The following is a 14038-nucleotide window of genomic DNA, read 5'->3' as shown; positions in this document are numbered from 1 at the left end:
AGTCACGCCGATGATGGCGCAATATCTCGAAATCAAAGAGGCCCACGCCGATGCCCTGCTGTTCTACCGTATGGGCGATTTCTACGAGATGTTCTTCGAGGATGCCGTCAACGCAGCCGAGGCGTTGGATATCGCCCTGACCAAACGCGGTAAGCATAACGGCACCGACATCCCGATGTGCGGTGTGCCTGTTCATTCCGCCGAAGGTTATTTGCTGACCCTGATCCGCAAAGGCTTTCGCGTGGCCGTCTGTGAGCAGATGGAAAGCCCGGCCGAGGCGAAGAAAAGAGGCTCTAAGTCGGTGGTAAAACGCGATGTCGTGCGTCTGGTGACACCCGGCACATTGACCGAAGATGCCCTTTTGGAAGCCCGCCGCCACAACTTTCTGGCCGCCTATGCCGAAGTGCGGGATGAGGCCGCCTTGGCCTGGGCTGATATCTCTACCGGGGCGTTTCACGTAATGCCTTTGACAACCGTGCGGCTGAGCCCCGAACTGGCACGGCTTGCCCCGTCCGAACTGATCGTTGCCGACGGATCGGAACAGGCTTTGCAGGAACCAGTCCGTGATTTGGGAATTTCGCTAACCCCCATCGGCCGCGCCAGTTTTGACAGCACGGCCGCCGAAAAACGTATTTGCGGATTGTTCCGCGTGGGCGCTTTGGATGCGTTTGGAAATTTCGGTCGGGCCGAGGTTTCGGCAATGGGTGCCTTGATCGACTATCTTGAGATCACGCAAAAGGGCAAACTGCCCCTGCTGCAGACCCCCTTGAAGGAATCAGAGGATCGCGTTGTCCAGATCGACGCCGCCACACGCCGCAATCTTGAACTGACCCGTTCCTTGTCGGGTGGTCGCGCCGGATCCCTATTGTCGGTGGTCGATCGCACCGTCACTCCGGGCGGGGCAAGGTTGCTGGAACAGCGCCTGTCCAGCCCATCGCGCAATCTGGACGTGATCCATGCCCGGCTGGATGCTGTGAGTTTTGCAGCTGAGGACAGCTTGACCGCTTCAGACCTGCGCGATGCCCTGCGCAAAACCCCCGATCTGGACCGCGCCCTGTCGCGCCTGTCGCTGGAACGGGGTGGCCCTCGTGATCTGGCCGCCATCCGCAACGGAATGACGCAGGCAGCTGCTATTGCAGGTATCTGTGACACACAGGATTTGCCGGTTCTGCTGGCCACCGCAGTGCAGAACTTGATCGGGTTTGACGATCTTTTGACCTTGTTGGATGAGGCCCTTGTGGCAGAACCGCCCCTGCTGGCCCGTGACGGCGGTTTCATCGCACCGGGTTTTGACACGGAACTGGATGAAGCCCGCAAACTGCGCGACGAAGGCCGATCCGTCATTGCGGGGTTTCAACAGAAATACGCAGAACACACCGGCATTGCCTCGCTAAAGATCAAGCATAACAATGTGCTGGGTTATTTTATCGAAACCACGGCCACCCATGCCGAGAAGATGCTGAACCCGCCATTTTCTGAGACCTATATCCACCGCCAGACCACTGCCAATCAGGTGCGCTTTACGACCGTCGAACTGTCCGAGATCGAAACCCGCATCCTGAACGCCGGTAATTTGGCATTGGAAATAGAAAAGAGGCTCTATCAAAGGCTTTCTGACGAGATTCTGGACCGCGCCGCGCGTCTCAACCAAGCCGCCCGAGGGCTCGCCGAGCTGGATTTGACCACCGCATTGGCCGATCTGGCGCGCGGAGAAAATTGGTGCCGTCCCCAGGTCGACACATCGCGCGCCTTCCACGTGCAGGGTGGACGTCATCCGGTTGTGGAACACGCGCTGCGCCAACAAAGCGGCGATGCCTTCATTGCCAATGATTGCGATCTCAGCGCGGATCAGGGCGCGGCGATCTGGCTGCTGACCGGTCCCAACATGGCGGGTAAATCGACTTTCCTGCGTCAGAACGCCTTGATTGCCCTGCTGGCCCAGATGGGCAGTTATGTTCCCGCTGAACAGGCGCATATCGGTGTGGTCAGCCAATTGTTCAGCCGCGTCGGCGCATCCGACGATCTGGCCCGAGGCCGTTCAACCTTTATGGTGGAAATGGTCGAGACTGCCGCCATCCTGAATCAGGCCGACGACCGCGCGCTGGTGATTCTCGATGAAATTGGCCGTGGCACGGCCACCTATGACGGCCTGTCCATCGCCTGGGCCACGCTGGAACATCTGCACGCCGCCAACCAATGCCGCGCGCTGTTCGCCACCCACTACCACGAACTCACCGCCCTGGCCGGCAAGTTGGAGGGTGTCGACAACGCCACCGTGGCAGTCAAAGAATGGGAAGGTGAGGTTATTTTCCTGCACGAAGTCCACAAGGGGGCCGCCGACCGCTCTTATGGGGTGCAAGTCGCGCAGCTTGCCGGTCTGCCCGCATCGGTGGTGGATCGAGCCCGCGTCGTACTGGACCAGTTGGAAAAAACCGAACGCGAAGGCGGCAAACAAAAGGCGCTGATCGACGATCTGCCGCTGTTTTCCGCCGCTCCGCCGCCCCCGCCACCTGCACCCAAGGCATCGCCGGTCACGGATATGCTGGACGACGTGCTGCCTGATGAGCTGACCCCGCGCGAGGCGCTGGACCTGATTTATAAACTGAAAGAGGCGGCCAGATCCTGACCGCCTCAAAAAAATTTAGTTTTAAAGCCGCTTAGCTTGCAGGTGTCGACGACACACCCACCTGCGCCGGTCGCAGCAGACGATCATGCAGCATGAAGCCTTCGGCCGAGACCTGAATGATATCACCTGCCTTGGTTCCGGGAACCGGTGCTTCAAACATCGCCTCGTGTACGTTTGGATCAAATCGATCACCAACTTCGGGCGTGATCACTTCGATCCCGTGCTTTTGGAACACATCCTTCAGCGCCCGCATGGTCAGCTCGATCCCTTCCAGCAGACCGGCGGCCACTTCTTTTTGCTCATCGGTCGCAGCTTCGAGTGCGCGCTTCATGTTGTCGTAGACCGGCAGCATATCACGCGCCAGTTTCGAGCCACCGTATTGCTCGGCATCGCGCCGCGCTTTGTCGCCACGCTTACGGGCGTTTTCGGCATCTGCCAGCGCACGCATGAACTTATCTTTGTAATCGTCGCGCTCTGCGCGCAACTCATCCAGCTCTAGCGCTTCGTCGCTGAACTCGGCGATTTCTTCGGCCAGCTCTTCAGCTTCAGCCATTGCGATATTGTCCAGAAAATCTTCGTCCTTGGGCTCTGCCATCTCTTACCCTCTAGCTCCGGTCGGATATCAGCTTGCCGACCAGTTGCGCCGTATAATCCACGATCGGTACGATCCGTCCATAATTCAAACGCGTGGGCCCGATGACCCCGACCGCGCCGATTATCTTTCGATCAGCGTTCATATATGGAGACACCACCAAAGAGGAACCCGAAAGTGAGAAAAGTTTGTTCTCAGAGCCGATAAAAATGCGCACACCCTCGCCTTCTTCGGTCAATTCAAGGAATTCCGCGATGTCTCGTTTGCGTTCCAGATCATCAAACAGGGAGCGGATTCGGTCCAGCTCCTCAACTTCACCCGGTTCACCCAGCAGATTCGCCCGCCCGCGCACAATCAGACGGGCCGAGTCGCCTCCATCCCCGTCCCAAGCCGCCATGCCGCTTTCGACCATTTCCCGTGCCAGCACGTCAATCTCTTGTTTACGCGCGTCAATCTGCGCCTGCATCTGACGGCGCACTTCGCCAAGCGTGCGGCCTTCGATCAGTGCGTTTAGAAAATTCGCCGCTTCGCGCATCGAACTGGGTGTCTGCCCCGGTGGCGGTGTAAACAGGCGGTTTTCAACGTGCCCGTCAGCAAAAACCAACACCACTAATGCACGGTCATGAGCTAACGAAACAAATTCGATATGCTTGATCTCGGATTCTTGCTTGGGAGTCAAAACTAAGGAGGCACCATGTGTCACGTGTGACAAGGCCGAACCCACGCGATCCAGCATCCCGCCCACATCGCCTGCGTTAGACCCTAATGTTTCGTCCAGCTTCTGCCGATCAGCGGCGCCCAGATCGCCAACCTCAAGCAAACCATCGACAAACATACGCAAGCCTTGCTGCGTCGGAATGCGCCCCGCACTGACATGGGGGCTGTCGAGCAAGCCCAGAAACTCCAGATCCTGCATGACGTTGCGCACGGTGGCGGCGCTGACTTTTTCCGACAATGTGCGGGTCAGAGTGCGGCTGCCAACAGGCTCACCGCTGTCCAAATAGCTTTCGACGATCAGCCGGAACACCTCACGTGACCGGTCGTTCATCTCGTTCAGAATTTTGCTCGCTTCGCTCATCAGCGGTCCCCTGCTGGGCCGTCATTAAATCGCAGGCATATGAAAGGTCAATCGGGGTTGCATCGTAAGCCATGAGGGCGTTATCCCCAACCCAGCAAACAAAGGATTTTCCATGCGACCCTCAGGACGAGATTTAAGCGAAATGCGCGCCGTTTCAATCGAAACGGAGTTCACCAAACATGCCGAAGGTTCCTGCCTGATCAAAATGGGTGACACCCATGTACTGTGCACCGCCACGATCGAGGATCGCGTACCCCCCTTCATCAAAGGCTCGGGCCTGGGCTGGGTTACGGCTGAATACGGTATGCTGCCCCGCGCCACTAACACTCGGATGCGGCGCGAGGCGGCGTCGGGCAAGCAAGGTGGGCGCACCGTTGAAATCCAGCGCCTGATCGGTCGTGCCCTGCGCGCCGGTGTGGACCGGGTAGCCCTGGGCGAGCGTCAGATCACTGTGGACTGTGATGTGATCCAAGCCGATGGGGGCACTCGTTGTGCTTCGATCACTGGTGGTTGGGTTGCACTGCGGCTGGCGGTGAACAAACTGATGAAGGCCGGGGACGTAATCTCGGATCCGTTGATAGACCCTGTTGCAGCGGTTTCTTGCGGTATTTATGCCGGCCAGCCCGTACTGGATCTGGACTACCCAGAGGACAGCGAAGCAGGCGTGGATGGCAATTTCATCATGACCGGTTCGGGCAAATTGATCGAAGTGCAAATGAGCGCCGAGGGTTCCGTCTTTAGCCGCGCGCAGATGGATCAGCTGATGGATCTGGCCGAAAAAGGTGTGGCCGAGCTGGCCGCAGCCCAGAAAGCCGCAACCGCATGACCCGCAAGTTCGACAGCAACAGGCTGCTGGTGGCCACGCACAACAAGGGAAAGCTTGAGGAGATGAAACATCTCCTTGAACCCTTCGGCGTGACCGTTGTTGGCGCGGCTGAGATGGACCTGCCCGAACCGGATGAAACTGAGGACACGTTCGTCGGCAATGCCCGGATCAAGGCCCATGCTGCCGCCCAAGCCACTGGCATGCCTGCCCTGTCGGACGATTCCGGGATTACCATTGATGCGCTGGATGGCGCTCCGGGTGTTTACACCGCTGATTGGGCCGAAACCGGTGATGGTCGCGATTTCCTGATGGCCATGACCCGCGCCCACGATAAGCTAGAGGCTAAAGGCGCCGCCCATCCCCGCACGGCGCAGTTCCGATGCACTCTGGTACTGGCCTGGCCCGATGGGCATGACGAGGTATTCGAAGGCATCGCCCCTGGTCAACTGGTCTGGCCCATCCGTGGCAAGGACGGGTTCGGCTATGATCCAATGTTTGTCCCTGACGGGTACGACATTACCTTTGCCGAGATGGATCGCTGGGAAAAGAACAAGATCAGCCATCGCGGCCGCGCTGTGGAAATGTTCGTGAAGGGCTGCTTTGGCGGATGATTGGCGCAACGGGGGCTTCGGCCTGTACGTGCATTGGCCTTTTTGCGAGGCCAAGTGCCCTTATTGCGACTTCAATAGCCATGTTTCACGTAATATCGATCAAAAACAATGGCTTAATGCATATTTGGATGAGCTGCGCCGCACGGCTGCCGAAACACCAGGCCGGGTTTTAAACACGATCTTTTTCGGCGGCGGCACGCCGTCGTTAATGGACCCAGACACTGTCGCCGCTGTGATCGATCAGGCCCGGGCCCTCTGGCATCCGGCCAATGACATGGAAATCACGCTTGAGGCCAATCCGGGCTCGGTCGAGGCTGGCCGTTTTGCCGCATATCGGGACGCCGGGGTGAACCGCATCTCGATGGGGGTTCAGGCGCTTAATGACGAAGATTTGCGTCGATTGGGTCGCATTCACACTGTGGCTGAGGCACGTTCTGCCTTTGATATTGCCAGAAATTGCTTTGATAGGGTCAGTTTTGACCTGATCTACGCCCGCCAACACCAAACCCCCGAAGACTGGCGAGCCGAACTGACCGAAGCCCTTTCGATGGCTGTCGACCACCTGTCGCTGTACCAGCTGACCATCGAGAACGGAACCGCCTTTGGGGATCGCTATGCCGTTGGTAAACTGCGTGGCCTACCCGAAGATGACAGCGCTGCCGACATGTATTTGGAAACACAGGACATCTGCGAGGCACATGGCCTGCTGACCTATGAGATTTCCAACCACGCACGCCCCAGCGCTGAATCACAGCACAACCTGATCTATTGGCGCTATGGCGACTATGTCGGCATCGGGCCTGGTGCCCATGGGCGCGTCACCTTGAATGGTCAAAAACTGGCTACAGAAACCTACCTGTCCCCAAACGCTTGGCTAACTGCTGTCGGAAAAGGCAACGGAGAAAAAGAACGCTCGCCCCTATCAGCGCAAGAGCAGGCCAAAGAATACCTTATGATGGGGTTAAGAGTTGTAGAGGGTCTATATATTGATAGATATAATGCCCTGGCAGATCACCCGTTGCCGCAGGACAAATTGGCCGATCTGACGGAATTTGGGATGATCAAACAGACAAATGGCCGATTGATTGCCACCAAAGATGGGCGCGCCGTTTTAAATGCGGTGATCCGGGAACTTTTGGGATAGATGATGCAATATGTTTGGGCCACCCTGGGTTTGATTTGCGTTGGCTTCGCGGTGGTCGGCATCGTTCTGCCCTTATTGCCTACTGTTCCTTTTTTGCTGCTGGCCGCGTTTTTCTTTGCACGGTCGTCTTCTCGCCTGCACAACTGGTTGATTACACATCGCACTTTCGGCCCGTTGATCCTTGACTGGCAAACGTCCGGCGCTATCCGACCTGGGGCAAAAAAGGCGGCCACCATTTCGGTTGCCGCCGTGTTCGGGCTATCGGTTCTGTTGTCCCTGCCGTCTCATGTCCTGATCATTCAGGCCGTGGTTTTGGGCGCGGTGATGTTATTTATCTGGACCCGGCCTAACGGCTAAGCTTGGCGCACAGATCGTCCAACTGATCCAGGTTTTCATAGGTCAGCACCACTTGCCCGGTTTCTGATCCAGCCTTGTGATTGATCGCAACTTTCATCGCCAGAATTGCCGACAGATCTTTTTCCAAGGCTCGCGTATCAGCGTCTTTACCCGCATCCAGGTTTCGGGAACGCGGGGCAGCTTTCGCCGGATCTGCCTGTTGTTTTTTCACCAGCGCTTCGGTTGCGCGAACCGAAAGCCCATCCCGTACTACGATTTTCGCCAGTTCTGATGGGTTTTCGGCCGTTATCAACGCTCGTGCGTGCCCAGCAGACAGCTTACCTTCGATGACCAGCGTCTGAACGTCCAAGGGCAACGACAGTAAGCGCAATAGGTTCGCAATATGACTGCGGCTTTTCCCCAAGGCTTCGGCCAACTTCTCTTGAGTATGCCCGAAACGGTCCATCAACTGCTTATAGCCAGCAGCTTCTTCGACCGCATTCAGGTCAGCCCGCTGTATGTTTTCTATAATGGCGACTTCCAACACCTCTGTGTCGTCAAACTCACGCACAATAACCGGAATATCATGCAACTGCGCCATCTGAGCAGCGCGCCAACGCCGTTCCCCAGCTACGATTTCATATCCGCCATTGCTGATTTCCCGCACAATCAACGGTTGAATAATGCCCTTTTCTTTGACCGAGGCTGCCAGTTCATCCAATTGATCCGCTGAGAATGTACGGCGCGGCTGGTTTGGATTGGCCTGCAGCTTTTCAATCGGAACTTTCATGTCCGGACGACGCGGTTCTGTAGTCACCAGACCTTCGGCTTCCTGCGTTACATCTGCCATCAGGGCAGATAGTCCCCGGCCCAAACCTCTGGGTTTTGATTTTTTGACGGCCACTGCGCCCTCCTCACTGCCGCTCAGGCAGCGGCATTTTTGTTCTTGTGAATGACTTCACGCGCCAAATGTCGATACGCCATCGCACCCAACGATCCCGAGTCATACTGCAACACCGGCAAGGCGTATGACGGCGCCTCACTGACCCGCACATTTCTGGGTATCTTGGTTTTAAATACCATCTCACCCAGATTGTCACGTGCATCCTTTTCAACCTGACGGGACAAGTTGTTGCGGTTGTCATACATGGTCAACACAACACCTTCGATTCTCAGGTCCGGATTCGCAGTTTGCCGAACCTCTCGGATCGTCAACATCAACTGCGATAGCCCTTCCAGCGCAAAGAATTCACTTTGCAGGGGAACCAGAACGGAATGGGCGGCTACCATCGCATTCACGGTAAGCAAGTTCAGAGATGGCGGGCAGTCGATCAGCACAAAATCAAGCTCAAACTGGTCGATCGAGGTCTGACGCAGGGCGTCATGCAACAAATAGCTGCGTTTTTCATTGGAAATCAGTTCGATATCCGCCGAGCTTAGATCAACGGTTGCCGGTATTACCAGCAACCCGCCAATTTCTGTCTCTTGTACCACAGCTTCAAGCGGTGCATCGTCCAGGATCAAATCGTATGTGGTCCAATCCCTGTCCTCAACACCCAAACCGGTTGACGCGTTCCCCTGTGGATCCAGATCCACCACAAGAACCCTGCTTCCTGCTTCTGCCAAACCGGCCGCAAGGTTGATCGCAGTTGTTGTTTTTCCCACCCCACCCTTTTGATTGGCGACCGCAATTATCCGGGGCCCTGAGGGACGAGACAGATCAACCACGCGATACTCCTTTGATCCTTAGAATAACAGCTTGGGGCTCAGTTAAACTTGTAATCGGCTCACAGTCGAAATTCCATTCCTTGCGCGCGTCATTCAACTCTTTTTTCCAGCTTGCGCCTTTCGGCAACAGCGCCGTACCGGACTCTTTTAAATGCCTGTCACAAAAGGACAATAACGTGGACAAATCCGCAAGGGCACGGGCAGACAAAATATCCGCATTCAGAGAGTCTACGGATTCGATCCTTTTTGAAACAATAGAACAGTTTGCCCCGCATTCCCGTGCAACGCTACGCAGAAAGGCAGATTTACGCTGATCGCTTTCTACAAATGTAAATCGCGCCTCTGGCGCTTCCTCTATAGCCATGATCGCGCAAACCATGCCAGGGAAACCACCGCCGCTGCCCAAATCTACCCAATTATGGAACACATCCGAACACCGGTATACCTGCACTGAATCCAGAATATGCCGTGACCAGATGTCATTCAGGCTGTTGCGCGACACCAGATTTATCTTGGGATTCCAGCGCCGAACCAGTTCTACATAGGTTTCAAGACGGCTAAATGTTTCACGTGAAACATCTAAACCTTTAAATACCTCATAGCTCATGCCTTTCGGACCTTTTGCTCTCGCCTCAACTTGGCCAGCAGTAAGGTCAAAGCGGCGGGCGTCACGCCCTCTACCCGCCCGGCCTGAGCAATATTGATAGGCTTTGCCTCAGACAGTTTTTGTTTCATCTCAGAGGACAGGCCTTCCAACGCCGAATAATCGAAATCGCGTGGTATTTCATAGGATTCATCGCGTTTCATGGCTTCAACGTCTTTTTTCTGGCGCGCAATATAATTTGCATAAAGCGCATCCCGTTCGACCTGGCTTCGGATATCTTCCTCAATATCTTGCAAACCCGCCTCAAGCGGAATCAGATCATTGAACGTAACATCAGGAAAAGCCAGCAAAGCCATGCCATCTCGGCGATTTCCGTCCTGATTGACATTGATTCCAACTGCACGGACCTCCTTTGGTGTATAAGTCCGGTCTGTCAGAATTGACTTAGCAGCTGTAAGTTTCTCTATCTTTTCATGAAATCTTTCAGCCCGCGTATCACCAACACATCCAAGGTCAATTCCAAGAGGTGTTAATCGCTGATCAGCGTTATCAGCCCGAAGAGACAACCTGAACTCTGCCCGAGAGGTGAACATCCGATAAGGTTCTGCAACCCCTCGCGTAGTCAAGTCATCGATCATAACGCCTATATAGCTGTCAGCACGCGTGAAATGAACGGGTTCCCGATCCAGGACAGCGAGTGCTGCATTCAGACCAGCGACAAGCCCTTGTGCGGCTGCTTCTTCATATCCTGTAGTCCCGTTAATTTGTCCGGCAAGATATAGCCCCGGGGCATCAGGCAAGGACAAGGACGACGTCAGAACACGGGGATCAATATAGTCATATTCAATTGCATAGCCCGGTTGCAGGATCTCCGCCTTTTCCAGACCTTTGATCGACCGCACATAATCATGCTGGACGTCCTGCGGAAGCGAAGTTGAGATCCCGTTTGGATAGATCGTGTGATCATGGATCCCTTCAGGCTCAAGGAAAATCTGATGGGATTCTTTCTCGGCAAACCGAACAATCTTATCCTCAATCGAAGGGCAATATCTGGGCCCGACCCCATCAATAAGACCGCCATACATTGCCGACCGTGACAGATTTTTTTCAATTATCTCATGTGTGCGCGCATTCGTATGCGTTATTCCGCACGAGATTTGGGGTGCGACAGCTGACTCAGATAAAAACGAGAATAGCGTCGGATCTTCGTCTCCATCCTGCCGCTCTAGATCTGACCAATCAATGGTTCGACCGTCCAACCGGGGTGGTGTACCTGTTTTCAATCGCCCCATTGGAAGGTTTAAGCTGTCCAATCGCTCTGCCAGTTTGACAGAAGGTCGGTCCCCCATTCGCCCGCCGGGTCGGGAAACGTCTCCGATATGAATCACACCACGCAGAAAGGTCCCGGATGTAAGTATCACGGCCGAGGCATGAATCTCGGACCCATCTGCCAATTGTATTCCGACGATACGAGGTCCAACTGTCAGAAAATCTGTGACCTCCCCGACCACCACGGATAAATGCTCTTGCGCCTGTGTCACTTTCTGCATGGCATCACGATACAGTGCCCGGTCTGCCTGAGTCCTTGGGCCCTGCACAGCTGGGCCTTTGCGGCGATTCAGCAATCTAAATTGAATACCGGCCTGGTCCGCAACGCGGCCCATGACACCATCCATCGCGTCGATTTCGCGAACCAGGTGGCCTTTCCCCAAACCCCCAATGGCAGGATTGCAGGACATCACTCCAATATCGGACGCAGACAGCGTCACCAATGCCGTCTCAACCCCCACGCGTGCAGCGGCATGGGCGGCCTCGGTTCCGGCATGTCCGGCGCCAATCACAACAACATCGAACTTTGAATGTTTCACGTGAAACACTCCTTACTTACCCAGGCAGAAACTGGAGAATATCTCATCCAAAAGGTCTTCGACCCCTATTCTGCCGACCAATGTTTCAAGGGCGCGGATAGCCGTCCGCAACTCTTCTGCCGCGATATCATACAGGTCCGGGCCTGATTCCAGAACTGTCATCGCCGCGACCAAAGCTGCCTTGGATTCATTCAGTGCGACTCGGTGGCGTTCACGGGTTGCAATACCATGGCTTGTGGATCTCTCACCCAATACACACGATATATGGGAAATTAACTGATCAATTCCATGACCGGTTTTCCCGGAAATCCCGCCCTTATCATCCCCGCGCAGGTCAGATTTCGGAAAAAGCTGAATGTCACCTTCGACCATGGGAACACCAAGGTCTGACGGGTCTTCGGTCAGAAATACCCGCAAATCAGCCGCGTCCGCACGTTTACGGGCCAGATTAATTCCAAGGTTTTCAACGTGATCTTCGGTTTCGCGCAACCCTGCGGTGTCCAGCAAAGTCACAGGCAAACCACCGAGATCCATGCGAACTTCAATAACGTCACGAGTTGTGCCCGCATATTCCGACGTGATCGCGGCCTCTCGACCCGCCAACGCATTCAGCAAGGTGGACTTGCCTGCATTTGGAAGGCCAACAATGGCAACTTCGAACCCGGTCCGGATACGTTCGGCAATTTTTACACCGTCCGCTTCGCGTTGCAGGTCTTGCATGACGCCGGTCACCAATGTGCAGACCTCAGGTGTCACGTCGGTTGGAACCTCTTCATCGGCGAAATCTAGCACGGCTTCCAGCAGAGACGCCGCCCGGATCAGGTCACGGCGCCAGCGTTCGGCCAAGCCACCCAGCTCTCCCGCTAAAATGGTCTGGGCCTGTTTACGCTGCGCCTCGGTTTCGGCATCGATCAGATCGGCCAGACCTTCGACCTGCGTCAGGTCCATCTTGCCGTTTTCCAATGCACGGCGCGTAAATTCCCCGGGTTCTGCAAGCCGCAACCCAACCGTATCGGACAAATTTTGCATTACCGCATTAACCGAAGCCGTGCTGCCGTGTATCTGCAACTCTGCGACGTCTTCACCGGTAAAGCTGGCCGGGGCCTGGAAGGTCAGAACTAACCCATCATCCAAGCGTGACCCATCAGCTGCACACAAAGACCGAACCCGCATACCGCGGGACGGTAGCGGGCTGCCGGTCAGGTCGGCTGCGGCTGAATGCGCCAAAGGGCCCGAGAGGCGGATGACCGCCACCCCTGCTTTACCCTGGGCGCTGGCCAAGGCGAATATCGTATCCATTCGAAGGCCTCGCGTCGGTTAAGACCTGTATCAGGTATTCATCGAGTCGAAGAACTCACCGTTGGTCTTGGTCTGCTTCAACTTAGACAACAGGAACTCGATCGCATCAGTGGTGCCCATCGGGTTCAAGATACGGCGCAGAACAAAGGTCTTGGCCAGATCACCTTTGTCGACCAGCAGGTCCTCTTTCCGGGTGCCGGATTTGAGGATGTCGATCGCCGGGAACACGCGCTTGTCTGCGATCTTACGATCCAGAACGATTTCCGAGTTACCCGTGCCTTTGAATTCTTCAAAGATCACTTCGTCCATCCGGCTGCCGGTATCGATCAGCGCGGTGGCGATGATGGTCAGCGATCCGCCCTCTTCGATATTCCGCGCAGCACCAAAGAAGCGCTTGGGCCGTTGCAGAGCATTTGCATCCACACCACCGGTCAGAACTTTACCGGATGAGGGGACCACAGTGTTAAACGCTCTACCAAGTCTTGTGATCGAATCTAGAAGAATAACAACATCTCGTTTATGCTCGACCAAACGCTTGGCTTTTTCGATCACCATCTCGGATACGGCGACGTGGCGTGTTGCAGGTTCATCAAAGGTCGAGGACACAACCTCACCCTTTACCGAGCGCTGCATGTCGGTCACCTCTTCGGGGCGTTCATCGATCAGCAGAACGATCAAATAGCACTCCGGGTGGTTCTGTTCGATCGAATGCGCGATGTTTTGCAAGATCACCGTCTTACCAGTCCGCGGCGGCGCCACGATCAAAGACCGCTGTCCTTTACCGATAGGTGAGACCAGATCAATCACCCGGGCCGACTTATCTTTGATGGTGGGATCTTCGATCTCCATCTTCAGACGTTCATCGGGATACAAAGGCGTCAAGTTGTCGAACAGGATCTTGTGTTTGGCTTTTTCAGGCTCTTCAAAGTTGATCTTGGTGACTTTGATCAGCGCGAAGTACCGCTCGTTCTCATCCGGTGCCTTGATATCACCTTCGACCGTATCCCCGGTGCGCAGCGAATGCTGACGGATCATATCCGGTGAAACGTAGATGTCATCTGGGCCCGGCAGATAGTTCGCTTCGGGTGAACGTAGAAAACCAAAGCCGTCCTGCAGCACTTCAAGCACGCCATCACCGCCAACGGTCCAGCCTTCATCAGCGCGTTCACGCAGAATCTGGAACATCATCTCGCCCTTGCGCATGGTCGAGGCGTTTTCGATTTCCAGCTCTTCGGCCATCGCCAGAAGGTCTTTGGGGCTTTTGGCCTTAAGGTCAGCCAGATTCAGGGTGTCAGTTGTCATGATATATACCTTCGCCGCAGGCAT

13 protein-coding genes are annotated in these 14038 nt (G+C 55.4%); 5 read left to right on the top strand and 8 right to left on the bottom strand.

The genetic code is table 11. The features are described from left to right. The first annotated feature begins 10 nt into the window (after positions 1 to 10). The gene (mutS, locus tag ACR0B0_RS09735) at positions 11 to 2626 is read left to right on the top strand and encodes a DNA mismatch repair protein MutS (RefSeq protein ID WP_480647794.1); all 2616 of its coding nucleotides are present in this window, start codon (positions 11 to 13) and stop codon (positions 2624 to 2626) included. A gap of 31 nt (positions 2627 to 2657) precedes the next feature. Here the strand turns inward: mutS and ACR0B0_RS09730 are convergent, their stop codons facing one another. Continuing rightward, positions 2658 to 3221 carry a nucleotide exchange factor GrpE gene (locus tag ACR0B0_RS09730; protein WP_058283329.1) on the bottom strand — a complete coding sequence of 188 codons (564 nt, stop codon included), beginning with the start codon at positions 3219 to 3221 and terminating at the stop codon, positions 2658 to 2660. A gap of 10 nt (positions 3222 to 3231) precedes the next feature. Further along, positions 3232 to 4296: a heat-inducible transcriptional repressor HrcA gene (gene hrcA, locus ACR0B0_RS09725; protein ID WP_170361045.1), complete on the bottom strand. Its 1065-nt coding sequence runs from the start codon at positions 4294 to 4296 to the stop codon at positions 3232 to 3234. A gap of 112 nt (positions 4297 to 4408) precedes the next feature. On the opposite strand from hrcA, the gene rph reads away from it, so the two are divergent. The 4 genes from rph to ACR0B0_RS09705 are packed head-to-tail and all read left to right on the top strand — an operon-like array spanning position 4409 to position 7234. Continuing rightward, entirely contained in the window at positions 4409 to 5122 is a 714-nt protein-coding gene (rph, locus tag ACR0B0_RS09720; protein ID WP_170349560.1) for a ribonuclease PH, read from the top strand. Beyond that, complete coding sequence (gene rdgB / locus ACR0B0_RS09715; protein WP_480647532.1) at positions 5119 to 5733, top strand: RdgB/HAM1 family non-canonical purine NTP pyrophosphatase; 615 nt, start codon at positions 5119 to 5121, stop codon at positions 5731 to 5733. The genes rph and rdgB overlap by 4 nt, the downstream gene beginning before the upstream one ends. Continuing rightward, complete coding sequence (gene hemW, locus ACR0B0_RS09710) at positions 5723 to 6877, top strand: radical SAM family heme chaperone HemW (RefSeq protein ID WP_170411114.1); 1155 nt, start codon at positions 5723 to 5725, stop codon at positions 6875 to 6877. The genes rdgB and hemW overlap by 11 nt, the downstream gene beginning before the upstream one ends. A 3-nt stretch (positions 6878 to 6880) precedes the next feature. Continuing rightward, a complete protein-coding gene (locus ACR0B0_RS09705) occupies positions 6881 to 7234 on the top strand; it encodes a YbaN family protein (RefSeq protein ID WP_170411117.1) in 354 nt (117 codons plus the stop codon). Here the strand turns inward: ACR0B0_RS09705 and ACR0B0_RS09700 are convergent. The 6 genes from ACR0B0_RS09700 to rho are packed head-to-tail and all read right to left on the bottom strand — an operon-like array spanning position 7224 to position 14014. Then, positions 7224 to 8117 carry a ParB/RepB/Spo0J family partition protein gene (locus ACR0B0_RS09700; protein WP_170411121.1) on the bottom strand — a complete coding sequence of 298 codons (894 nt, stop codon included), beginning with the start codon at positions 8115 to 8117 and terminating at the stop codon, positions 7224 to 7226. The genes ACR0B0_RS09705 and ACR0B0_RS09700 overlap by 11 nt on opposite strands. 20 nt (positions 8118 to 8137) lie before the next feature. After that, positions 8138 to 8941, bottom strand: a complete 804-nt coding sequence (locus ACR0B0_RS09695) for a ParA family protein (RefSeq protein ID WP_170349556.1) — start codon at positions 8939 to 8941, stop codon at positions 8138 to 8140. Then, on the bottom strand, positions 8934 to 9548 hold the full coding sequence (gene rsmG, locus ACR0B0_RS09690) for a 16S rRNA (guanine(527)-N(7))-methyltransferase RsmG (RefSeq protein ID WP_170349555.1): 615 nt from the start codon (positions 9546 to 9548) through the stop codon (positions 8934 to 8936). The genes ACR0B0_RS09695 and rsmG overlap by 8 nt, the downstream gene beginning before the upstream one ends. Next, complete coding sequence (gene mnmG, locus ACR0B0_RS09685) at positions 9545 to 11413, bottom strand: tRNA uridine-5-carboxymethylaminomethyl(34) synthesis enzyme MnmG (RefSeq protein ID WP_480647529.1); 1869 nt, start codon at positions 11411 to 11413, stop codon at positions 9545 to 9547. The genes rsmG and mnmG overlap by 4 nt, the downstream gene beginning before the upstream one ends. Positions 11414 to 11425: 12 nt before the next feature. Next, positions 11426 to 12712 carry a tRNA uridine-5-carboxymethylaminomethyl(34) synthesis GTPase MnmE gene (gene mnmE / locus ACR0B0_RS09680; protein ID WP_480647527.1) on the bottom strand — a complete coding sequence of 429 codons (1287 nt, stop codon included), beginning with the start codon at positions 12710 to 12712 and terminating at the stop codon, positions 11426 to 11428. A 30-nt stretch (positions 12713 to 12742) separates the two neighbouring features. Further along, a complete protein-coding gene (gene rho, locus ACR0B0_RS09675) occupies positions 12743 to 14014 on the bottom strand; it encodes a transcription termination factor Rho (RefSeq protein WP_170349552.1) in 1272 nt (423 codons plus the stop codon). Positions 14015 to 14038: the final 24 nt, after the last annotated feature.

The sequence above is a fragment of the Ruegeria sp. BA12 genome (assembly GCF_056539625.1).
This window is presented reverse-complemented; position numbering and strand designations above follow the sequence as displayed.

Bases quoted from the DNA above. Each gene is read 5' to 3' on its own strand.
- mutS (WP_480647794.1), top strand. From the start codon at position 11: ATGATGGCGCAATATCTCGAAATCAAAGAGGCCCACGCCGATGCCCTG.
- ACR0B0_RS09730 (WP_058283329.1), bottom strand. From the start codon at position 3,221: ATGGCAGAGCCCAAGGACGAAGATTTTCTGGACAATATCGCAATGGCT.
- hrcA (WP_170361045.1), bottom strand. From the start codon at position 4,296: ATGAGCGAAGCGAGCAAAATTCTGAACGAGATGAACGACCGGTCACGT.
- rph (WP_170349560.1), top strand. From the start codon at position 4,409: ATGCGACCCTCAGGACGAGATTTAAGCGAAATGCGCGCCGTTTCAATC.
- rdgB (WP_480647532.1), top strand. From the start codon at position 5,119: ATGACCCGCAAGTTCGACAGCAACAGGCTGCTGGTGGCCACGCACAAC.
- ACR0B0_RS09705 (WP_170411117.1), top strand. From the start codon at position 6,881: ATGCAATATGTTTGGGCCACCCTGGGTTTGATTTGCGTTGGCTTCGCG.
- rsmG (WP_170349555.1), bottom strand. From the start codon at position 9,548: ATGAGCTATGAGGTATTTAAAGGTTTAGATGTTTCACGTGAAACATTT.
- mnmE (WP_480647527.1), bottom strand. From the start codon at position 12,712: ATGGATACGATATTCGCCTTGGCCAGCGCCCAGGGTAAAGCAGGGGTG.
- rho (WP_170349552.1), bottom strand. From the start codon at position 14,014: ATGACAACTGACACCCTGAATCTGGCTGACCTTAAGGCCAAAAGCCCC.